Source organism: Streptococcus sp. 1453, assembly GCF_013276955.1.
Lineage (GTDB): Bacteria > Bacillota > Bacilli > Lactobacillales > Streptococcaceae > Streptococcus.
The window spans coordinates 58,736-82,037 of record NZ_VMLZ01000004.1 but is presented as its reverse complement, the minus strand read 5'-3'; the positions used below and the strand labels follow the sequence as shown (position 1 = coordinate 82,037).

20 protein-coding genes and 1 riboswitch are annotated in these 23,302 nt (G+C 39.9%); of the genes, 2 read left to right on the top strand and 18 right to left on the bottom strand.

Annotation, left to right across the window (positions count from 1 at the left end; all coding sequences use genetic code 11):
* Window positions 1–114 precede the first annotated feature (114 nt).
* Window positions 115–1,542, bottom strand: coding sequence for a helix-turn-helix domain-containing protein (locus HW098_RS03435; RefSeq protein ID WP_176139299.1), 1,428 nt, complete (start codon window positions 1,540–1,542; stop codon window positions 115–117).
* 164 nt (window positions 1,543–1,706) lie between these two features.
* On the opposite strand from HW098_RS03435, the gene hslO reads away from it, so the two are divergent.
* Together hslO and dusB are read left to right on the top strand one after the other, a co-directional pair.
* Window positions 1,707–2,579 (top strand): Hsp33 family molecular chaperone HslO, encoded by an 873-nt coding sequence (gene hslO, locus HW098_RS03430; RefSeq protein ID WP_050087534.1) that lies wholly within the window; start codon window positions 1,707–1,709, stop codon window positions 2,577–2,579.
* Window positions 2,566–3,546, top strand: a complete 981-nt coding sequence (gene dusB, locus HW098_RS03425) for a tRNA dihydrouridine synthase DusB (protein WP_176139298.1) — start codon at window positions 2,566–2,568, stop codon at window positions 3,544–3,546. The genes hslO and dusB overlap by 14 nt, the downstream gene beginning before the upstream one ends.
* 76 nt (window positions 3,547–3,622) lie before the next feature.
* Here dusB and HW098_RS03420 read toward each other — a convergent pair whose 3' ends face one another.
* From HW098_RS03420 to HW098_RS03340, 17 genes are all read right to left on the bottom strand, one after another.
* The gene (locus HW098_RS03420) at window positions 3,623–6,043 is read right to left on the bottom strand and encodes an RICH domain-containing protein (RefSeq protein WP_176139297.1); all 2,421 of its coding nucleotides are present in this window, start codon (window positions 6,041–6,043) and stop codon (window positions 3,623–3,625) included.
* 76 nt (window positions 6,044–6,119) lie between these two features.
* A complete protein-coding gene (locus HW098_RS03415; protein WP_050112024.1) occupies window positions 6,120–6,647 on the bottom strand; it encodes an isoprenylcysteine carboxyl methyltransferase family protein in 528 nt (175 codons plus the stop codon).
* 167 nt (window positions 6,648–6,814) lie between these two features.
* On the bottom strand, window positions 6,815–8,158 hold the full coding sequence (locus HW098_RS03410) for a HAMP domain-containing sensor histidine kinase (protein ID WP_050266648.1): 1,344 nt from the start codon (window positions 8,156–8,158) through the stop codon (window positions 6,815–6,817).
* Window positions 8,155–8,808: a two-component system response regulator RR06 gene (gene rr06, locus HW098_RS03405; protein WP_176139296.1), complete on the bottom strand. Its 654-nt coding sequence runs from the start codon at window positions 8,806–8,808 to the stop codon at window positions 8,155–8,157. Before rr06 ends, HW098_RS03410 begins: the two co-directional genes overlap by 4 nt.
* Before the next feature lie 527 nt (window positions 8,809–9,335).
* Window positions 9,336–11,768: an ATP-dependent Clp protease ATP-binding subunit gene (locus tag HW098_RS03400; protein ID WP_176139295.1), complete on the bottom strand. Its 2,433-nt coding sequence runs from the start codon at window positions 11,766–11,768 to the stop codon at window positions 9,336–9,338.
* Window position 11,769: 1 nt separating this feature from the next.
* The gene (locus tag HW098_RS03395; RefSeq protein WP_176139294.1) at window positions 11,770–12,228 is read right to left on the bottom strand and encodes a CtsR family transcriptional regulator; all 459 of its coding nucleotides are present in this window, start codon (window positions 12,226–12,228) and stop codon (window positions 11,770–11,772) included.
* 122 nt (window positions 12,229–12,350) lie between these two features.
* Window positions 12,351–13,076 (bottom strand): ABC transporter ATP-binding protein, encoded by a 726-nt coding sequence (locus HW098_RS03390; RefSeq protein ID WP_176139293.1) that lies wholly within the window; start codon window positions 13,074–13,076, stop codon window positions 12,351–12,353.
* A complete protein-coding gene (locus HW098_RS03385; protein WP_176139292.1) occupies window positions 13,076–14,083 on the bottom strand; it encodes an ABC transporter substrate-binding protein in 1,008 nt (335 codons plus the stop codon). Before HW098_RS03385 ends, HW098_RS03390 begins: the two co-directional genes overlap by 1 nt.
* 37 nt (window positions 14,084–14,120) lie before the next feature.
* Window positions 14,121–14,879 carry an ABC transporter permease gene (locus HW098_RS03380; RefSeq protein ID WP_173276011.1) on the bottom strand — a complete coding sequence of 253 codons (759 nt, stop codon included), beginning with the start codon at window positions 14,877–14,879 and terminating at the stop codon, window positions 14,121–14,123.
* Window positions 14,842–15,132, bottom strand: a complete 291-nt coding sequence (locus tag HW098_RS03375; protein WP_176139291.1) for a thiamine-binding protein — start codon at window positions 15,130–15,132, stop codon at window positions 14,842–14,844. The genes HW098_RS03380 and HW098_RS03375 overlap by 38 nt, the downstream gene beginning before the upstream one ends.
* Window positions 15,133–15,200: 68 nt before the next feature.
* Window positions 15,201–15,303, bottom strand: a riboswitch (TPP riboswitch).
* 82 nt (window positions 15,304–15,385) lie between these two features.
* On the bottom strand, window positions 15,386–16,960 hold the full coding sequence (locus tag HW098_RS03370) for an SH3 domain-containing protein (RefSeq protein ID WP_176139290.1): 1,575 nt from the start codon (window positions 16,958–16,960) through the stop codon (window positions 15,386–15,388).
* An 87-nt stretch (window positions 16,961–17,047) separates the two neighbouring features.
* A complete protein-coding gene (locus HW098_RS03365) occupies window positions 17,048–17,314 on the bottom strand; it encodes a Veg family protein (protein ID WP_000128619.1) in 267 nt (88 codons plus the stop codon).
* 1 nt (window position 17,315) lies between these two features.
* Window positions 17,316–18,668 (bottom strand): replicative DNA helicase, encoded by a 1,353-nt coding sequence (gene dnaB, locus HW098_RS03360; protein ID WP_120770774.1) that lies wholly within the window; start codon window positions 18,666–18,668, stop codon window positions 17,316–17,318.
* A 43-nt stretch (window positions 18,669–18,711) separates the two neighbouring features.
* A complete protein-coding gene (gene rplI / locus HW098_RS03355) occupies window positions 18,712–19,164 on the bottom strand; it encodes a 50S ribosomal protein L9 (protein WP_000864214.1) in 453 nt (150 codons plus the stop codon).
* Window positions 19,161–21,134: a DHH family phosphoesterase gene (locus HW098_RS03350; RefSeq protein WP_176139289.1), complete on the bottom strand. Its 1,974-nt coding sequence runs from the start codon at window positions 21,132–21,134 to the stop codon at window positions 19,161–19,163. The genes rplI and HW098_RS03350 overlap by 4 nt, the downstream gene beginning before the upstream one ends.
* Window positions 21,135–21,337: 203 nt before the next feature.
* The gene (locus tag HW098_RS03345; RefSeq protein WP_050242825.1) at window positions 21,338–22,276 is read right to left on the bottom strand and encodes a DUF561 domain-containing protein; all 939 of its coding nucleotides are present in this window, start codon (window positions 22,274–22,276) and stop codon (window positions 21,338–21,340) included.
* Window positions 22,277–22,381: 105 nt separating this feature from the next.
* Window positions 22,382–23,299, bottom strand: coding sequence for an MBL fold metallo-hydrolase (locus HW098_RS03340; RefSeq protein WP_050242826.1), 918 nt, complete (start codon window positions 23,297–23,299; stop codon window positions 22,382–22,384).
* Window positions 23,300–23,302 lie beyond the last annotated feature (3 nt).

Sequence of the window (23,302 nt, the reverse complement as noted above, 5' to 3'; positions counted from 1 at the left end):
CTTACTAGTATATAAAATAAAGCGCTTTCTTGTTCATCAACTTTTTTTAATTTTTAAAAAAATGTGAGGAGATTGTGTGAATTTCACAAAAAAGACCTGGAACAACCAAGCCTTTTAAGTGAATAATAACTGACGAATCCCTGCCAAATCTTCCATATCCAAGTCGTTTTTTAAATAATAGACTGGGGTCTGTTCTTTCTTATGAATGGGGTTATTGGTAACCAGTAAATCATAATGCCGAGTTCGGTCATAGGCCTCAATGGTAATAAAACGGTTGTATTCCAAATACCGTTTCAAAATGGCTGCCATCCTTGAAAAGACAAGAAAACCAGATGTCAAATCCAGACCAATCCGCATATGCTGGCCACCGTTTTCAGCCATATATTCGATTAACTGGAGCCATTCCCAGAAAATTTTCTTATCTAAGTCTGTCCCCTGATGAAAAGCAGGTAGAGCATGAAAAATCTCTTCTGCTGTCTCTTTAAAATCATGTTCCATCAGCAAATAGGGATGACGATTCTCCAACTGGTACTTGTAGCGATCCTGTAAAATATAGCCCTTATAGAGATAGACTTGAGCACAAAGCTGACTGAGTTCATAGGTGACATGGTCCTCTGTATAACCGCCCAGCAACTCCTCCTTTTTCATTTCTTGAATCAATTGCGTCAGTAAATCTACCAACTGCCCTCCAAAACCAAGGATATACTCCATAGTATGAAGAGGAAGAATACGATGAGATAGGAGGAAAGAGAAGAAAATCATCATCTCACCATCCTCAGTCCCCAAAGGAATGTGTTGCCCAGCAAAAAAGGACGGAGCCTTTCTCAGCAAACGAAGGTAGAAAATATTGTCAAAATACCCTCGCATTTTCTCTTCTATGACTTGAAACTGACAGGCATTGACACGGAGACGTTGTTGACTGATATGAGCCCAGAGAACCAAGTCCAATTTCTGGCCCGAAGACAAGCTTGCACCGCAGATTTCTTCTAGTGTAGCAATTTCCTGCTTTCTCTCTGGTTTCTGCATGTGACCTTCCCACTCCTGACTTGACCAGACCTTGCGGAAAAGACAGAAATAGAAATAGCGAATCTGATGCTCTGGACCTCGCCAACGTCCATTTTGGATGGATAAATCAAATTCTGACAAAATCTGATTTAAACCAGCCAAGTGACGACCAAGCGTGGCCTCGCTAATCATCAATTCTTGAGCCAGTTGATGGGCTAGAAACTGTTGGTGGTAGAGAAGATAGACCAAAATCTGATATTTAACAGCATTCTCCAAAAACAAGCTCCGAATATCTCTTCCCTTGGTAGCTGCACCGATTGACAGGCGCAGATTTTCATCTTCTAAGTGAATAGTCAGCTCTAAGCCACTGTCCAAAGCCTTGTCATTGAGCAGGGTGACATATTTGGTTAGGGTTGCTTTTGAAAATCCTGTTTCCTCCATTACAGCCTTGACGGTCGTCTGAGACTCTTGTAATAGAAAGGAAAGGATTGAAAATTGGCCAGATTCAGCCTTTTCCATCAAGTCTCCTAAATACATTTGTTACCCCTTTCATTTTCTACCTTAAGCATAGCATAAATCTTAGAAATGCTGAAATAATCTGTTTCTCTTTTTATTTTCATGCTGATTTCCTGGTCCATTATCCTAAAAATCAGCAAACACACGGCTCCACCTTTGGGCATTTTTATGCTAAAATAGTAGCTATGGATAAAATTATTAAAACTATATCAGAAAGCGGAGCCTTTCGTGCTTTTGTCCTTGATAGCACAGAAACCGTCCGCACTGCTCAAGAAAAACACCAAACCCAAGCTAGCTCAACTGTAGCGCTTGGTCGAACTCTTATCGCTAGCCAGATTCTCGCAGCCAATGAAAAAGGAAATACCAAACTAACAGTGAAGGTACTGGGCTCTAGCTCTCTAGGTGCTATCATCACCGTCGCTGATACCAAAGGGAACGTCAAAGGCTACGTTCAAAATCCTGGTGTTGACATCAAAAAGACTGCAACTGGTGAAGTCCTAGTCGGACCTTTTGTTGGAAATGGTCAATTTCTCGTTATCACAGACTACGGCATTGGAAATCCTTATACTTCCTTGACCCCACTCATCTCTGGAGAGATTGGTGAAGACCTTGCCTTTTACCTTACTGAAAGCCAACAAACACCTTCAGCAGTCGGCCTCAATGTCCTTTTGGACGAGGAAGACAAGGTCAAGGTTGCAGGTGGTTTCCTAGTTCAAGTCTTACCAGGAGCCAAGGAAGAAGAGATTGCTCGCTTTGAAAAACGCATCCAAGAAATGCCAGCTATCTCGACTCTTCTGGAAAGTGAAGACCATATCGAAGCCCTTCTCAAGGCTATCTACGGGGACGAGGCCTACAAGCGTCTTTCTGAAGAAGAAATCCGTTTCCAATGTGACTGTAGCCATGAACGCTTTATGAACGCTCTTGCTAGCCTTCCAAGCTCAGACTTACAGGAAATGAAAGAGGAAGACCACGGAGCAGAAATCACTTGTCAATTCTGCCAAACTACCTATAACTTTGATGAAAATGACCTGGAGGAACTCATTCGTGACAAATCTTAATACACCTTTTATGATTGGCAATGTTGAGATTCCCAATCGTACTGTTTTAGCACCCATGGCTGGCGTGACCAACTCAGCCTTTCGTACCATCGCAAAAGAACTCGGAGCTGGACTCGTTGTCATGGAAATGGTCTCTGACAAGGGAATCCAATACAACAACGAAAAAAACCTGCACATGCTTCATATCGATGAAGGCGAAAACCCTGTCTCTATCCAACTTTTTGGTAGCGATGAAGACAGCCTAGCACGCGCAGCAGAATTCATCCAAGAAAACACTAAGACCGATATCGTCGATATCAACATGGGCTGTCCAGTTAATAAAATCGTGAAGAACGAAGCTGGCGCTATGTGGCTCAAGGATCCAGATAAGATTTACTCTATCATCAACAAGGTTCAATCTGTCCTTGATATTCCACTTACTGTCAAAATGCGTACAGGCTGGGCTGATCCATCTCTTGCAGTAGAAAATGCCCTCGCTGCTGAAGCTGCAGGTGTTTCTGCCCTTGCTATGCACGGCCGTACCCGTGAGCAAATGTATACAGGCCACGCAGACCTTGAGACCTTGCACAACGTAGCTCAAGCTCTGACCAAGATTCCCTTCATCGCCAACGGTGACATCCGTACAGTCCAAGAAGCCAAACAACGTATCGAAGAAGTTGGTGCTGACGCAGTCATGATTGGCCGCGCTGCCATGGGAAATCCTTACCTCTTCAATCAAATCAATCATTACTTTGAAACAGGAGAAATCCTCCCTGATTTGACCTTTGAAGATAAGATGAAAATCGCCTACGAACACTTGAAACGTTTGATTAACCTCAAAGGGGAAAACGTCGCAGTTCGTGAGTTCCGTGGCCTCGCTCCTCACTACCTCCGTGGAACATCTGGTGCAGCTAAACTCCGTGGAGCCATTTCACAAGCTAGCACCCTAGCAGAGATTGAGGCTCTCTTGCAATTAGATAAGGCTTAATAGACAAAAACCCGTAACTATCTTAAAGTTTACGGGTTTTCTTTGATTTATACAGGCAAGCAATATCTATATGAAATTAGTCATTCTCCGTCTTTTTTCCTTTTAATAGATAAACACCTACTAGAGATATAAGACCTAAGAATTCCATAAGCAACGTTGACATTGTTCCAGTTGATGGGAGCGCTTGCTTATCTTTTTTATCTGAATTTGAACGATTTTCACTCATTTGATTTGCTTTATCAGCAAGAAGAACCATTTCCTTATCATCAGATTGAGTTTTTCCTTCCCTATTTGCCTCTGGCTCGGCAACCATTTGTTTTTTAGGAAGCATTTTAATCGCAAACAAACTGAAATGACTCGTTTTGAAAACGACTTGCCCATTTTCAACTGTTGATGGGAGCAACTCCAATTCTCCGTTTTCTTTCACATGGTAAACTTGAATCTCAGAATCAATATTACCAATTGCAAGACGAACTACTCTCTCTCCCTTCACATGGGTTTCTTTTCCATCTTTTGAAAGGGAAATATCAAATATGCGCACTGTTCCTTGCCCTGTTTGACGGGTAACATTATCAATCATTTCTTTTGTTGTTACCTCTTTAAGATTGACAGAGTCTGCTTCTGTAGCAGTTTCAAACATAACAGTAATCTTGGTATTTCCATTTTGAGTTGTAAATACCTTTTGAACAGTAGATGTCGGTTGAGATGAGAGAGTAGGAGAAAGACTGTTAGATCTTGTAGGAGATGAAGAATTTGTCTCGTTTCCTGATGGTTTACTTGGGGTAGATGGTTCTACTTCTTGCTCTTTTTCTGGAGATTCTGGTTTAGTGGAGGCACTAGAACTTCCTGAAGAGCTGGTGGAACCGGAGTGACTTCCTGCAGTGGTTCCTGATGGATTCTGCTCCTTTTCAGCAGGTTTGCTTGGAGCAGGTTCCTCTGGTTTTTCTGGAGATTTTGGTTTAGTGGAAGCACTAGAACTTCCTGAAGAGCTGGTGGAACCGGAGTGACTTCCTGCAGTGGTTCCTGATGGGTTCTGCTCTTTTTCCGCAGGTTTGCTTGGAGCAGGTCGCTCTGGTTTTTCTGGAGATTTTGGTTTAGTGGAAGCACTAGAACTTCCTGAAGAGCTGGTGGAACCGGAGTGACTTCCTGCAGTGCTTCCTGATGGGTTCTGCTCTTTTTCCGCAGGTTTGCTTGGAGTAGGTTTCTCTGGTTTTTCTGGAGTTTCTGGTTTAGTGGAGGATCCTGAATTTGACGAAGAAGATAAGCTCTTTTTAAAGTTAGACAAAGCTTCATCTAGTTTTGATCGACTTTCTGCCACCAGTTTCTTTAGTTGGGCTTTTTGGGTTGATTCATCTAATTTATGCAAATACGTTTTTTCAATATCTTTTAGCTTTTTAATTAGCTCTACAGTATTGATATGTTGCTCTTTTTCTAAATTTTTCTTGATGTCATCCAATAAACCTGTTAGATGTTTAGTGACCTCTTCCTTTGCCTTATCTCGCTCTAAGCCGATTTCTCGTCCCTTATGTTTAACGACTAGAGCTTCTATCTCCTGTTCAGCTTCTTTCACCAAGGTCTCCACTCTTTCTTTACTCGAAGCCTCATCAAACATCTTTTTATACTTCTCTACAGATTCTTTGGATTCTTTTAAAAGTTCTCCAAACCAAAAAGCTCCTCCATTTTCCCGTTTTAAACGAGTAAGCATATAATTATCCAAAGTTGTTTTAGCTGTTTCTTTAGCTTCTTTAAGATTTGTCTCCGTAGTTTTTTCAGTAGAAACTATATTTCCTCCTTGATTTTCTACTTTTGGTGGAGTTGGATTATTATGTTCTTTTCCAGAAGGTGAATCAGAATCTAATCCTTGATTCGCAGGCTTAGTCGTATCACCTCTACCATTAGAAGAATTAGAATTTCCTGATGGTTCACTTTGTTGATTTGATAAACTATTCTTAAAGTCCTCTACCAACTTATCTAGCTTCGTTTGCCCCTCTTGCTGCAGTTTCTCTATTTTTTCTCTATCAGAAGCTCCACCAATTTTCTCCTGGTACTCTCGTACAATTCCCTGAGCTTGCTGGAGAATATCTCCAAATCCGGGAGCAGAAGTATCTAATTCATTTAGAAGGCTAGTCATATACATAGACAAACTAGTGCTAGCTTGGTCAACAGCTTGATCATGATCTATCCGACTTTCATTATGAAAATTATTCTCTATTTCCACCAACTTTTGAGGATTTGTCTCTGTTTCAATTTGTTTTCTATAGTCAGCTTTTCTATCACTAGATAAATCCGTATCTTCCAACTCTTTTAACAAAAGTTGCTTGTATTCCTTCAACCTATCTTGTCCACTAGATGTAACCATGGGGTTATTTCCACCACCAACCACTTCTGCATGGACTACTCCTCCTAAAAACAGACTAGCAACCACTACACTAGCTACTCCAATACTAAATTTACGAATTGAATAACGTACTTTTCTCTCACTTTTTGATGCAAACATAATTATTTCCTCCAATATTTTTCTTAACACTACTATATCATTTCAATATGAACTGTATATGAATTGAATCTTGTATTTATCTCTTTATGCTTCCATTTGGGATTATAACTTCATGTAATAACTTTTCCTCTTCAGCTATTCGTCGATACAAAATAACTGCATAAACTGGAAAAACTAAAACAAAAGTCATATAGGCATGACTCAGCAAGGTCAAGCCAATCAACTCAGGAAGGATATTTAAAAAGTAATTGGGATGTTTTACTGTCCTAAATAAGACATGATCCACAAACTTATGATTCGGTGCTAACATCAACTTGACTGTCCAAATATCCCCAAGCAGATGAATAACAAGTAGTAACATCAACATAGAAAATATCAGGAGCACCAAACCCACAACACTCATCATATTGAAAGACGGTCGATAGACTAGGGCTTCCATAAAACAAGCCAGATAAAAAACAATATGAACCAAGGTAAGACGTTTGGTATTTTTAATGCCAAATTCTCGCCCACCATCCCTACGAAGCCGTTTTTCATTTGCAATTGATTTCTTTAGGAACAACAAGCGAATTAAAAATACACAGATAATGATTATTGCTATCATCACGATCCCCTTTCTTTACCACTACTGTAACATCTCTATGTTAACCCAATATGAATTGAAAAAGAAAAAGAACGAAAACTGATTCCGTTCTTTGATTTACTCTATCACTACCATTCAAACTATGCTTCCTTAAATTATCCTCAAGTAAGAAAAGAGTCTTACTAAAGCTAACTATCTGGTAACAGGCAGATTTTAAATTCCATCCCTTGTTCATAAGGCAAGAAACTATAGGACATACGATGACTTTCTAAGATATTCTTAACAATATAAAGACCCAATCCTGATCCTGTTTCTCTGTCTGTTACAATTTGTGAATGGTAAAAAATATCAAATAAATGTTCTAACTCTTCCTGATTCAACGGAGCACATGTATTCCTAATAGAAAGATAACCATCTTGCTCAGAAATAGTCACAATGCCAGATTGATCTGAATACTTGATAGCATTACTGATAAGATTTGTCAAGACTTTATCCAAAGCCTTCAAGCTCATCCTTACTTTTGTATCAGTAGTCAACTGATTATCAATCACAAGATTTTTAGAAAATGCCAATTCCTGATATCGAGACAAAACATCTGTCAAAACGGTATTTACCATTAAAATCTCACTGCACTCTGTCCATTCTTGAAATTTAGAAGATTCCAACACTTCCTCTAGCAAGAAACTCATCTGATCGATTTTATCAATACTCTTTTCAAGATATTTAGGGTGATCCTTATAATCCCCCACATTGTATTGCATATTTTCTAAGATAATCCTGAGAGTAGCTAGAGGTGTCTTTAATTCATGCGATGCTCCACGGACAAAGGAAACCTTTTGATTTTGCAATTTTACAATTTGCTCATTGCGATTTTCCAACTCATGAATAACCTTCAACAAGTGCTCATACACACCATTAATCTGCTTTCCAACTTCACCAACTTCATCTTTTCTGCTTTCATCAAAACGAATATTGTCATCCAAATCTTGCATCTTACTAGTCACTTCTGAAATGTAAAAAAGAGGATTGAGCAAGCGTTTCGTATAAAAATAAGAAAAAACAAAGGAAAAAGCAATTGTAACCAAAAATGTATAGGGGAGATACAAAAGCAAAATATTCTTTGCTTCTTTGTAGATATCCACTCCCTGCACAAACTGCACCGTTACCTGTTTACCATCTGCTGTACTAACAGGCATATCTAACATCACGATATAATTTGATAGCTCTCCATCTTTAATATCTAAGTCATGCACAAGAGGGAGCCGCTTATCTAAGATATCTCTTTTAAGGTGAGCAGATATAGTCAAGGACTTTGAATAAGACTGGAGTAAGCTTGGAATTTCATCAGCTGTCTTAGTCTTTAAATACTCCGTAAACACTCTTGCACTCTCATTAAACTTTTCCCCCTCCAATTGAATATAATAAAAAGGAAAGGTCAAATAAATAGCTATATGAATAACTAGACCAATACCACCTAGAATTGCAAAACTTCTTAAAAAAGACTTGGTTAATAATTTAGGATTTTTTATCATAAGCTAATCTTATACCCAACATTTTTCACAGTCACAATGCAATCTAAAGCTAATTTTTTGCGAAGAGTACGAATATAGACATCAACAACCCTATCACAAGGTAAATCAGCTACATCTTTTGAAATTTCTTCCAATATCTGCTCCCTACTTAAAACTTGATTTTTATGCTGAACCAAACACTTTAGTACCAGTAATTCCTTTGGTTTGAGATCAATTTCTTCATTTTTATAATGTGCTTTGTAAGAGGTAAAATCCACTGTCACATCCTGATATTGCCAAAGATCCTCTATGACGTAGTAACGTCTGATAAGCGCTTTAATACGCTTAGCAAGCAGTACCAAGGAAAAAGGCTTTGTCACATGATCATCAGCATAGAGATCAAATACCTGTGACTGAGTAGTTTCATCTCCCAGAGCACTCAAGACGATGACAGGAATATCATGCTCTTGATTGATTTCTTTTAACACTTCAAAACCACTCTTCCTAGGCATCATTAAATCCAGTACCATGAGATGGATGGGGAGATCTTGAAATTTTTCCAAGGCCTCTTGTCCATCCTTAGCCATAATGACATGATAACCCTCTTCTGTCAGAAATGCTGCAATTCCTTCTCTAATCATTTCCTCGTCATCTGCAACTAAAATGTTCATCTTTCTCCCTTTCTACTACCGGAACTTCACACATCTATTTCCTGTATGTTATTTGAAAATTTCCTACCAACCTATCATATATGCTAATGGAATGGATTTCATTTATCCGCTACTTGTTGTCAACAACAACGTCAATACAAGAAAATCATTCATCTTGCAACTTAGTTTGATTTTTCAAATACCAGCTAGAACGGGCTTGACAGGCAAAAAAGAAACAGGTCTCTTTTGAAAGGATAAAAATTTCAGATAAGACTGCTCTTTTTCTACTACACACGCTCTAAGACAAATACGATGGAGGGTAATAAACATATGAATTTTAGGTTGAATAGTGAAAACCACGGATCCTTTAGAAGCTATAGGTTTTAGTTTCATACTCTTCGAAAATCTCTTCAAACCACGTCATCTCTATCTGCAACCTCAAAACAGTGTTTTGAGCAACCTGCGGCTAGCTTCCTAGTTTGCTCTTTGATTTTCATTGAGTTTCACTCCACTGTGACTTATGGTCAGATGCTGATACTTTTATTCTTTTATGCAATATCAAATTTTAACTGGCCTGCTTTAACACCAATCTTAAGTGTGCTGCCTACCACTAATTCTCCCTTGAGAAGAAGTTCTGCCAACTTGTCTTCCACTTCTGTTTGCAGGGTTCTGCGAAGTGGACGAGCTCCCATCTCTGGGTCATATCCTTGATTTGCTAACAATTTCAGAGCTGAAGCTTGTAATTTCAAGTCAATGCCTTTTTCAGCCAAACTTGCCACTAAAGGCTTGACCATAATCTTCACCACTTCCTGCATATGGTCACTAGATAGGCTATGGAAGACCACCTTTTCATCAATACGGTTGATAAACTCAGGTCTATAAGCCTTTTTCAGCTCTTCAAACATGCGTTTTTCCATATTTTCCTGGTCAAAACGAATATCCTTAGCCCCAAATCCGACAGTCTTGTCATCCCGAAGGGCTGTCGCACCAAGGTTTGACGTCATGATGATAATGGTATTTGAAAAGTCAACCTTGCGTCCCTTACTATCAGTCAAGACACCGTCGTCCAATACCTGCAAGAGAACATTAAAGATGTCTGGGTGAGCCTTCTCTACCTCGTCAAAGAGGAGAACGGAATAGGGTTTATTGCGAACTTTCTCCGTCAACTCCCCACCTTCTTCATACCCCACATAGCCTGGAGGAGCTCCGTTGAGACGACTGGCTGCGAATTTCTCCATATACTCACTCATATCAAAGCGGATAAGAGCTGATTCGTCGTCAAAAAGAACTTCTGCCAGAGCCTTGGCCAATTCGGTCTTACCGACACCTGTAGGCCCTAAGAACATAAAGGAACCAATCGGACGCTTGTGACTGCGAATCCCTGACTGGTTGCGGCGAATCGCACGGCTAATACTTGAAACAGCTTGATCTTGCCCGATGACACGTTTGTGCAGTTCCGCTTCCAAGTTTAAGTATTTCTTAGCATCAGTCTGGGTCAGTTTTTGAACTGGGATGCCTGACAAGCGACTCAAGGTGGTCAAAATATCAGACTCTGTCACCAAGTCTTTATAGACAGGCACTTCCTCTTCTTTTGCGATTAGCTGAGCTGCCTGTTTCCACTTGCCATCCATCAAGGCCTTGTCAGCTGGATTCAAACCTGAATCGTCTGCTTTTACATGCTTAGCCTTATTTTGCACTGTTGCTGCTGCCTCATCCAAGAGATCGATAGCAGAGTCTGGCAAATGGCGACTGGTCAAGTATCGATGAGCCATCTTGACGGCTGTTTCAACCGCCTCATCTGTGATTTGCACCCGGTGATGTTTTTCATAAGTCGCCTTCAAGCCTTGCAAAATGGTCATGCTGTCTACAACACTTGGCTCTTCAATCTTTACTTTAGCGAAACGACGAGAAAGGGCAGCATCTTTTTCGATATGTTTTTGATATTCTTCTTGAGTGGTGGCACCAACCGTTCTCAAAGTTCCACGCGCCAAGGCTGGCTTCAAGATATTGGCCGCATCCAGAGTCGAATCAATCCCGCTCCCAGAACCCATGATGGTATGAAGTTCATCGATAAAGAGGATGACTTGGCCATCTTCTTCAATATCCTTAATGATATTGTTCATGCGTTCTTCAAAGTCACCACGGAAGCGTGTCCCTGCAACGACATTCATCAAATCAAGCTCTAACACGCGCATCTTAGCCATTTCCGCAGGTACATCACCACTAGCAATACGCTGGGCAAGACCAAGCGCCAGAGCTGTTTTCCCGACACCAGCATCCCCAACCAAGACAGGATTGTTCTTGGTCTTACGGCTCAAGATTTGAATCATACGTGAGATTTCCTTATCCCGACCTATGACTGGCTCCAACTTGCCAGAACGCGCTTGCTCTGTCAAATCATGCGTATAATCCTCGAGACCACCACTCGGAGTCTGTGGCATGCCCATCATATTAGCCATAGAATTTTGCTTATCAGCTACTGTACGATGGCGTTGGCGTAAAGCCTTGAGGTCTTCACGAGTCCAACCTGCACGTTCTTCTAGATTTCGACGTAGGGCAGCAATCTTAACCTGATCTTTCTTGTCTTCATAAGAAAAACCAGCCCTCTCCAAGATACGAGTCGCCAAGGCATTACCATCATGCAAAATCGCATAGAGAACATGCTCTGTCCCTAACACCTTAGCATGGACCACTGACGCTACATACTCTGCTTCATCAAAAAGAACCTGCAAACGATGGGAGAACGGCAATTCCGTAAAGGTTTCATCCTGGCTATAGTCCGTTTCAGTCAGTTCCAAGGCCACCTCTTCTAAACGGTCCATCTCATATGGATAATCATTTAAAGTCGCCCCTGCCACACTATAACTGTGATTGGACATGGCAATCAACAAGTGCCAAGACTCTAGATAACGAGCTCCAAAATGGCCAGCCACCATGTAGGCACTTTCGATACATTCATTCAATGCTTTTGAATAGTTCATCTTACTTCCCTTTTCTATCTACCTCTTGTATGACCTGTCGTAGCATATTAGCTCGAACAACTGGAGCCTCTTCTCCTAGAACGCGATCCAAAGCTACTGCCAACAGCAAATTCATCTCCTGCTTGATCATCAATTCCTGCTCAACCAAAAGCTGTAGAATATCTTCATAAATTTCTTGACTGACCCGCTCACCAATTGAGTAAAGTAGCTCCCTGAGCATTTCATGATGACTAGAAAACTCAATCCGTCCTATACGGATGTAGCCTCCGCCACCACGCTTACTTTCAACCAAGTAGCCTCTACTTTCCGTAAAGCGTGTCTTGATCACGTAGTTAATCTGACTAGGAACAACCTGAAAAGTATCTGCCAACTGACTCCGTTGCAACTCCACAATACCAGATTGATCTAAAATCGCCTTGATGTAGGCCTCAATATGATCCGATGTATTTTTAAATCTCATTACAAACCCACCTCTCTCTTTAAACCTTGACTATCTTTGACTATTATACCGAAATTTTCTCATTTTTAAAAGAAAAAGGGCGCTAGTAAAGGATAATCTTCACCAACTCCCTATTTTTCTACTTATTCTAAGCCTAATTCTGCTAAGATTTGACGTTTGTAGGTAATCTTTTGGACTTCCTTGTCCTCATCTTCAGACCAATCTAGATCAATTTCTGAAACAATCTGCCCAGGGCGATTTTTCAAGATATAGATGCGGTCGCTGAGATTAAGGGCCTCCTCTATACTATGAGTAATAATCAATGTTGTCAGCTGCAACTGTTTGTGAATCTCAAGGTACCAAGCGTGGAGTTCCATCTTGGTCATCTCATCCAAGGCGCTAAAGGCCTCATCTAAGAGAAAGAGCTTGTGCCCGAAAAGGTAAGTTCGAAGCAAGGCCACACGCTGACGCATCCCTCCGCTAAGTTCATGGGGATACTTGTCTCGTACAGCTGTCAACTGGAAGGTCGCAAGAATTTCATCTGCGCGAGCAATAGCTTCTGCCTTATCCACCTTTTGAATCAAGAGGGGCAAAATGATATTACCAAGCACCGTCTTGTGTTCCAAGAGCAGATCCTTTTGCAACATATAACTCACGCGCCCCTTGGGATTTTCTTCACCATCAAGGACAATCCTCCCTGACTGAACTTCTAAAATCCCAGCGATTAGATTAAAGAGGGTGGTCTTACCAACACCACTTGGGCCTAGGATAGAAACCACTTCACCTGAAATCACTTTCAGATTGATATCCTCTAAAATCCTCTCCTGACCATAGGCATAACTGACGTGTTCTAGTCTTATTTCTGTCATTATTTCACAAATTCGTTGGTGAAGCCTTTGTCTGTCAAGTCTTCTTTAAGGATACCATTTTCTTTATCCCATTTGTAGAAGGCGTTCCAGCGAGCTGCATCAAATTGACCCCATTTTTCCTTGTCGCTTGCGTATTCTTTTGACAAGTATTTTTGAGATTCGATGACAAAGTCACGTTTTTCCTTGAGTTCAGGTGCATTCTTAATGAGGATATCCGCAGCTTCTTCTGGATGTTCCATAGCATATTGGTAGCCTTTTTTGATAGCTTGGATGACTTTACGAGCTTCTTCTTTGTTGTCTTTTAAATAGTCGTTGTTTGCGATGATAACTGGTGAATAGTAGTCAAACTCCTTGACATAGTCTTTCAAGTACATGAAGTTAGCCTCTACACCTTGAGATTTAGCAAGGATACCATCCCATCCATAGTAGATCCAAGCAGTGTCAAATACTCCATTAGCAATTGGTGTGATTGAGTTTGAGTCGTTATTTGGAACCTTTTCTACCTTCTCAAAGTCCCCACCTTGTGATTCTACCAAGGTTTTCAACATAGCAAGTTCAGTTGGATCATTCCAAGTTCCGTATTTCTTACCAACCAAGTCTTTTGGACTAGCTACATTGTCAGATTTACGAGAGATGATTCCTGATGTATTGTGTTCAACAATAGCTGCAACGGCAGTGATTCCTGCGCCTTTTTCCAATTTTTTAGCCATATAGTCTTGGAAATAGACTGCAAATGGTGCCTTACCGTTAATAACCAAGTCAGAAGAACTTTCTTCTGGTGGCAATTTCAAATCAACATCCACTCCAGCTTCTTTGAAATAACCTTTTTCCTTGGCCACATAAAGCCCTGTGTGGTTGGTATTTGGTGTCCAGTCTAGGATAAAGTCGATTTTCTTAAGTTCTGCTTCCTTATTATCCTTAGAAGCAGTTCCTTGACCACAGGCCACAAGCACAACAGCTACAAGAGCTGTTAAAACAGTTAAAAACACTTTCCATGTTTTTTTCATTTTCTTTCCTCTTTTCTTTTTCAGAAATATTCTTATTCTACGAACGTTTCCATTTAATAACATATTTTTCACTGACATCGACCAGCTTCATACCCAGAAGACTGATAATCGATACCAGAATAATAATCGCGAACATGGTATCATACTGAAACAGTTTCTTGGACTGAATCATATAAACACCAAGACCCTCAAAGCCTCCCAACCACTCAGATACCACTGTTGTGATAAAGGCGTAGGAAACACTGACCCTCAGACCTGCATAAAAGTAAGGCAGACTGACTGGGATTTTAAAATGCCACAGGATTTGCCAAGGCTTGGCCCGCATCAAACTAAACAAGGTCAGCATATCCTTGTCACAATGCCTAAAACCGTCCAAAATACTGACGATGATAGGAAAAGTTGTCGTCAAAATAATCAAGACAATCTTGGGCAGAATCCCATAACCTAGCCACAAGACCAAGATAGGAGCTATGGCAATGGTCGGAATGGTCTGAACAACCACCATCATAGGGTAAATCAAGTCATTGAGCCAAGTCAAACTATCCATGAGCACAGCCATAAGACAGGCAATCAAAACTCCCAAAATTAGACCTAGCAAAGCCACTCTCAAGGTCGCCCAGCTATGGTGCCAGAGAAATTCTCTATCACGCACAAAAGACTGGAGGATTTCAAGAGGTGTCGGCAGGATAAACTTGGGGAGAAGTTTAAGCAAACCTGCTAACTGCCAGATTGACAAAACTCCGAGAAAGCCCAATAGACTAATGTGTCGTCTCAGTATACTTTTCAAGTTTCTCATCAATACTTAAAATCTCTCCTACATTTATTTTGACATTGGCAAAGACATTATCTGCCTCCTGCCCTGCCACTTCCAGCGCTTCTTTGAGAATGCGCATGAGCTCATCAAACTCCCCTTCCAAGACCGTTTCAAATGGTGTCACCACCATGGTCACTTCTTGAGCTTGCAGATAAACAATGACCTGATCGATAACAGCTATCCGATCAATCCCCTGTGCTAGGGGTAAAACTTGCAAGGCAATGCTTGCTTTCATAAAAACCTCCTCTTCTCGTTTTCCTTTGACAAAAAGAAAAACCTTTACCATATATGGAAAAGGTCAAGAATAGACTAAGTATCGTTCCCTACGCTGGCATTACCCAGATCAGGTGCGGTCGAAGTTTAACACTTCCTCTCAGACTGTACACAGACTCCCATATATTATATAGATATATGATAGCGCAAAATAAGAAAAATGTCAAGGAAACTGCTTACAGAAAAGAGCAGGAAAAATTTCCTACTCCAATTTTCTATACTCGTTCTCCATCACTGTTTACTCTGTAGCCATCCACCGTCGTATTGACAGCTAAGACGCCTGAAGAGTAAGAATAATACCACTTACCAGAAACTTGATACCAGCCTGTTTTCATTGCCCCTGGACTATCCAGATAATACCACGAGCCATTTTCCTTTAACCATCCTGTCTGCATTTCACCAGATGATTTCAAATAATACCAGCTGGTACCATCCTTCAACCATCCCGTTGATTTAGAACCATTTGATTTGAAATGATACCAACTACCATTTATTTTTTTCCAACCAACAGTCGATCCATTATTTGAGCTATAATTAGAGCTATTCCCTGATTGGTTCTGATAATTCTGTGAAGAAGTCACTCCCTCTAGCTGGATATAGCGACGACTTCCGTTATAAGCTGTATAACTCAACCACTTGTAGCCATCTTTTTCGAGAATTTGATCATAATGAACATTCTCCCCAGGATAATAGTAATCAATCACAGTTGCGCTAGCTAGTGGCTGATTTTTGATAGCAGACTTGCTCTTAAAATAATGAGTTCCGCCTGTTGAAGAAAGAACAGAATTACCTAGAGGATTTTTATTCACAGCCTCCAATTGAACATAACGATAGCTTCCGTTATAAGCCGTATAACTCAACCACTTGTATCCATCTTTTTCGAGAATTTGATCATAATGAACCTTCTCCCCAGGATAATAGTAATCAATCGCAGTTGTGCTAGCTAGTGGCTGATTTTTGATAGCAGACTTGCTCTTAAAATAATGAGTTCCGCCTGTTGAAGAAAGAACAGAATTACCTAGAGGATTTTTATTCACAGCCTCCAATTGAACATAACGATAGCTTCCGTTATAAGCTTTATAACTCAACCACTTGTATCCATCTTTTTCGAGAATTTGATCATAATGAACCTTCTCCCCAGGATAATAGTAATCAATCGCAGTTGCGCTAGCTCGTGGCTGATTTTTGATAGCAGACTCAGACTTGAAATAATGTGTTCCTCCTATTGAAACTGAGGTTTGACTATTCCCAACACTGCCACCAGCCAAATCTTTAAAATGAATAAATCCTGTCATCGTATTTACTTTTATAACTCGTTTATTATAGGATTCTGTATAACCGTAGTTATATTCCTCGATTTCTATATTATCCCCCATTACATTTGACACCCAAGCAACATGACCATAAGTTCCTGCAGTAGACCAAGCAATAGATCCAATCGTTGGCACACTATCTACACGATAGCCTTCACGACGAGCACGATGCCCCCATTCATTCGCATTTCCATAAGCCCTTGGAATCTCAAAACCATTGACACTACTCAAGCGAAAGGCTGCAAATGAAGTACACTGACGAGAGTACATGCGCCACTGATCAATTTCCTGACTCCCATTTTTATAGTAAGCAGGATAATCATCCCCACGCGCAATCGATCCATTTCCTCCAGAATAGGCATATACACTATTACCCGCTGCTAGCATCAATCCTACTACTAAAAAGGGAACAATCTTTTTAGCTGATTTTCTGAAAGAAAACCTTGTCTCTGTTACTTTAAACGGTAAAATTTTCATTCTTCCTCCTTGAAAATAATATAAATCGAAGATTACCTTCACTTAAACTATTCGGAGAAAAAAGAAAAAGTGAGAAAATTTCTCACTTTAGTCCAGATAATGAATTAGATTTTTTTCTGTAAGGATATCTGAGTAAGTAAAGGATTCAACGTAAACATTAGCTTGTTTATCTCCTTCCACATTCCCAAATTCCACGATAAATAGTGATGGATAAACTTCAATTAACTTACCCAATCTATTTTTTTGGCGCTTACGCCCATTTTCCAAGGTCATTTCGATTACATGACCCTCATGCGCCTTGATTTCCTCTTTAATTTTTTTCATCTTAGCTACATCTGTAAATGCATCTGTCATTTTATGCCTCCCTTTTTGAGATACTTGAAAATTTATTGTATTCTTTTTGGAAAATCAATTCCACCGTTCCACGAGCTCCACTACGGTTTTTCTCGATAATAACTTCCACCTTATTATTGGGGATGCCTTCCTCTTCTTCACCACCACGCTCATAGTAATCGTCACGATAGAGAAAAGCTACGATATCAGCATCCTGCTCGATAGATCCCGATTCACGAATATCAGACAAGACCGGTCTCTTGTCCTGACGTTGTTCTACACCACGAGAAAGCTGACTCAGAGCGATTACTGGAACCTTCAATTCCTTGGCTAGTATTTTCAACTGACGAGAAATTTCAGAAACTTCTTGTTGACGATTTTCTCGACCAGTTCCCGTGATAAGTTGCAAATAGTCTATCAAAATCAAACCAAGATTTCCAGTTTCTTGAGCCAATTTACGAGAACGAGAACGAATCTCTGTAATCCGAATCCCTGGCGTATCATCGATATAGATACTTGCATTAGCTAGATTCCCTTGAGCAATGGTATATTTTTGCCATTCCTCATCGGTCAATTGACCCGTACGGATAGAATGCGATTCTACCAAACCTTCTGCCGCTAACATACGGTCCACTAGACTTTCCGCACCCATTTCGAGTGAAAAAATAGCAACTGTTTTGTCCAACTTAGTCCCAATATTCTGAGCAATATTCAAGGCAAAGGCTGTCTTACCAACCGCCGGACGAGCTGCTAAGATAATCAACTCCTCTTCATGCAGACCAGTCGTCATATGATCCAAATCACGATAACCTGTCGCAATCCCTGTAATATCAGTCGTTTGTTGCGAGCGAGCTTCCAGATTTCCAAAGTTGATATTCAACACATCTCGAATGTTCTTAAATCCACTTCGATTAGCATTTTCGCTGACATCAATCAGGCCTTTTTCTGCCTGAGCAATAATTTCATCAGCTGGTTGCGAAGCCTCGTAAGCTTGATTGACAGACTCTGTCAACTTAGCGATTAAACGACGTAGCATTGCTTTTTCTGCAACAATCTTAGCATAATACTCCGCATTAGCAGAAGTTGGCACAGAATTGACAATCTCAACCAAGTAAGACAGGCCACCAATATTCTGTAAATCACCTTGATTATCAAGAATGGTACGAACCGTTGTTGCATCTATAGCATCGCCACGATCGGATAAATCGACCATAGCTTGGAAAATCAAACGATGGGCATACTTAAAAAAGTCCCGAGACTCAATATATTCTCGCACAAAAACAAGCTTACTCTCGTCAATAAAGATAGCCCCTAAAACGGATTGCTCAGCTAAGATATCTTGAGGTTGTACTCGTAACTCTTCTACTTCTGCCATCAGACTTCCCTTCCTTTTACAATCTTGTCAAGAAGGTGTAAATTTATCCTTCTTTCACACGAAGATTGATTACACTTGTGATATCTTGATAGATTTTCACTGGCACATCGATCAAACCAACTGCTCGAATCGGAGCTTGTACTTGAATATGACGTTTATCAATCTTAATTCCAAATTGCTTTTGCAATTCTTCTGCAATCTTCTTATTGGTAATAGAACCAAAGGTACGGCCATCTGGACCAACTTTTTCAACAAATTCTACAACCGTTTCTTCTGCTTCAAGTTGTGCTTTAATTGCTTTTGCTTCTGCAATCATCTCAGCGTGAGCTTTTTCTTCCGATTTTTGTTTACCACGAAGTTCACCTACAGCTTGAGCAGTCGCTTCTTTGGCTAGATTCTTTTTGATAAGAAAGTTTTGTGCATAACCTGTTGGTACTTCCTTAATTTCGCCTTTTTTACCTTTTCCTTTAACATCTGCTAAAAAGATTACTTTCATTCTTCTTTCTCCTTTTCCTTTATTTCATTTAATACAATTTCTGTCAGTTTTTCACCTGCTTCTGACAAGGTTAAATCCTTAATTTGAGCTGCAGCTAAATTAAAGTGGCCTCCACCTCCCAGCTCTTCCATAATCCGTTGTACATTCAGTTTACTACGACTACGAGCTGAGATGGAGATAAAGCCTTGTGTATTCTTCGCAAGAACAAAACTCGCTTCAATACCTGACATAGCTAACATGGCATCTGCTGCCTTACTAATAACAACTGTATCATAGCATTTCGTATCCTTAGCCTCTGCTATTAGTACATCTGAACCTAATTTACGCCCCTGTAAAATCAGTTCATTGACCTCACGATATTCTTCAAAATCTGTCGCAGCGATTTCTTGGATAGCAATACTATCACTTCCGCGCGTTCTGAGATAGCTAGCAACATCAAATGTCCGACTAGTCACTCGTGAGGTGAAATTTTTAGTATCCAACATCATACCAGCCATCAAGACGCTTGCTTGCATACGACTCAGACGATTTTTCTTAGAATTTTGGAACTGAATCAATTCTGTTACTAACTCACTGGCACTGCTTGCACCACTTTCGATATAAGTGATAACTGCATTGTCTGGGAAATCCTGATCCCTTCGATGGTGGTCAATAACAATGGTTTGGGTAAATAAATCATAAAAATCTTTTGATAATGTTAAGGCTGTCTTTGAATGGTCTACAAGAATCAACAAAGAACGATTGGTCACCATCCCCATTGCATCCTTAACAGACAATAACTTCGTAACTCCTTCTTTTTCTAAGAATGAAACCGCACGTTCAATATCCGGAGACATCTGATTTTCATCATAAAGAGCATAGCTATTTTCAATCACATTGCTGGCGAACAACTGCATACCTACAGCAGAGCCCAAGGCATCCATATCTAAATTTCTATGTCCAACTACAAACACTTGATCCACACTACGAATCTTATCAGATATGGCTGTCATCATTGATCGAGTACGGGTACGAGTGCGCTTGATGGACGCAGCCGACCCACCGCCAAAGTAGACTGGATTTTTCGTTTCATCATTCTCCTTGACAACCACCTGGTCGCCACCACGTACTTCAGCCAAGTTCAAGTTGAGCAAAGCAACTTTCCCTATTTCATCATGATTTCCATCGCCATAAGAAAATCCCATACTTAAGGTCAAGGGCAACTGTCTCTGTTTCGACTCTTCTCTGAAAGCATCAATAACAGAAAATTTATCATTCATCAAGCCTTCAAGCACAGTGTAGTCAGTAAAGAGATAAAATCGATCCATACTTACCCGACGAGAAAACATCATGTATTTTTCTGAAAACTCTGATATAAAATTAGCTACAAAACTATTGATTTGACTAATATCTGACTCAGAAGTTGCATCCTCCAAATCATCATAATTATCCACAGATACAATTCCAATCACTGGTCGACTCGTTACCAATTCATCTGTTATGGCTTGTTCCCTGGATACGTCTACAAAATACAAAACACCGGAAGAAGCATCCATATGAACAGCATAACGCTTCTCACCCAGCTTAGCATAAGTAGACGGATTTCCTACTGAAGCCTTGATAATCGTTTGAACAGCTTCCAAATCAAAATCGCCATCTTCCTTGGTCAAAATCAATTCAGCATAGGGATTAAACCACTCAACCTCTCCAGAAGATAAATTCAATTTCATAACACCTACAGGCATCTGTTCCAATAGAGATGTCAAACTTTCTTCCGCTTGGTGGTTTACATACTGGATTTGTTCTACTTCACTCCTTGTATAATGCACTCTCAGTTTCTTAAATAAAAAAACATAGCCTCCTACAAAAAGAAACAAAATGAAAACCGTCAACAGATTATTATTAACAAAAATAATGAAAGTGGATAAGACTCCAAACGCAATCAATCCTACTAGAATAGGAAAGAATGGACTTACATAAAATTTTTTCATTCCAAACCTCTTGGCACCCATTATACCATAATCCCCCTCAAAAAGCGACTTTTAAAGAAGTTTATGGCTATTAGCATTAACAGTTTAGCTGTGAGTTTATACATTCAGTCTCTATTTCTTCTTGATTTGAACATAAAAAATAGAGGAAGAAGTAGTCATCCTCTATTTTCTTCATTAACGATAGTTTCTTTAACTAAAAGAGACTATTCTCCAACTTCTATCTGAAGACCTTTCAATCTTTCTTGGGCTTGGCTTACAATAGACTCTATAATAAACTTACAAGGTTTGATTTCTTTGACTAACCCCGCAATCTGACCACTCATCATTGAACCATTTTCTGTATCTCCTTCATAAACCGCTTTAGAAAGAGATCCGATAGTAATTTCCTCTAATTCCTCACGGTTAGTTCCTTTTTGCTCTAATTCAATATAATGATCAGTCATGGCATTTCGGATGCAACGAACTGGTGCCCCAGCAATCCGTCCAGTAACAGCAGTTGCCGTGTCATTTGCCTCCAAAACTGCTTCTTTGTACTCTGTAGCAATCGGACACTCATCTGAAGCTAGAAAAACAGTTCCCATCTGCACACCTGCTGCTCCTAAAGCAATGGCTGCAGCTAGTCCTCTACCATCCGCAATTCCTCCTGCTGCGATAACAGGAATCGTAACAGCATCTACAATTTGCGGGATAAGGGCCATAGTGTTACTTTCTCCGATGTGACCACCTGCTTCTGAACCTTCTGCAATAACAGCATCAACTCCGAGTTCTTGCATTTTTTGAGCATGTTTCACACTAGCAATAACTGGAATAACCTTAATTCCAGCTTCCTTCAAATAAGGCATGACATGTTTTGGTGTTCCCGCCCCAGTTGTAACAACAGGCACTTTTTCTTCGATAATAACTGTAACAATATCTTTGATATTCTTCATCATCAACATAATATTGACACCAAAAGGCTTATCTGTCAACTTTCTTAACTCACGAATTTCTTCACGTAACTGTTCTCCAGTCATCCCACCAGAGGCAATAATTCCCAATCCCCCAGCTTCTGATACAGCTGCAGCTAATTGATAATGAGAAATTTGAGCCATAGCTCCTTGAAAAATTGGATATTTAATTTGTAAAAGTTTTGTAATAGACATGTGAATACTCCTTTATTTTCTGTTGCTTCTTGTTGGCGTATGGGTAGTCATCCCACCTGATCCAAGTCAACAAGAAAATGAAATCATTTGTCTCCTTATATACGACTATCCTAAAAAAATTGGTTTGCGATCTTGCCTATCTGTAAAAGGAATTATTGGAGGTCGAGAGCGTGGCACATAATCTACAAATTCTTTACCTTCTTTATCAAACTGGGCGACTGCTAAAAATTGATCATGATAAAAGAAAAATTTATAGTCATTTTCAAAAGCTTGACGGAGCCACTTCTCTTTTGCCAAGATTGATTTCATAGGGTAATCATCCACTGCAGGAACCCACAGAGAATTCCGATGAACATGTGTCAACATCAAATCTCCCATATGAATCATCGTATCCTTTCCTTGTTTCAATAGAATAATACTATGACCATTACTATGACCACTCGTACGAATCATTTGAATTTCTGGAATCACATTAATGTATTCTGAAAAAGTTGTTACTTGCTTTTCAATTGGTTCCCAGTTTTCTCTAAGATAAGTGCCTTTTGTCCGATTATTAGGATTTCGCATTTCATACCATTCGACATCGTTTACAATGATTTTTGCTTTGGGATACTTGGATACCAAGTCTCCAGAGACATCTCTATAGGTTAAACCACCTGAATGATCATGATGCATATGAGTCATGAGAACAACATCAATCTGACTAGTAGTCAATCCTAAGAGTTCCAAACTCTCCTCAACCCTGCTCTCTGATAAAATACCTAAATTTCGTCTTTGTTTTTCTGATAATTTAGCTGTATCAAAACTAGTATCAATAAGGTAATTTTTCTCCTTATATTGAATCAAAATTGGATCTGTTAGCTCAGCCATCATATTATCCTCATTGGTTGGATAATAGCGCGACCATACAACTTTAGGAACAGGGCCAAAAAGTGTTCCTGCATCAGTTAATTTATCTGCACCACGTAGCCAAGTCAACTTCATATCATGGAACTGGTATTCCTGTAGTGTGAGATTTGTCATTCT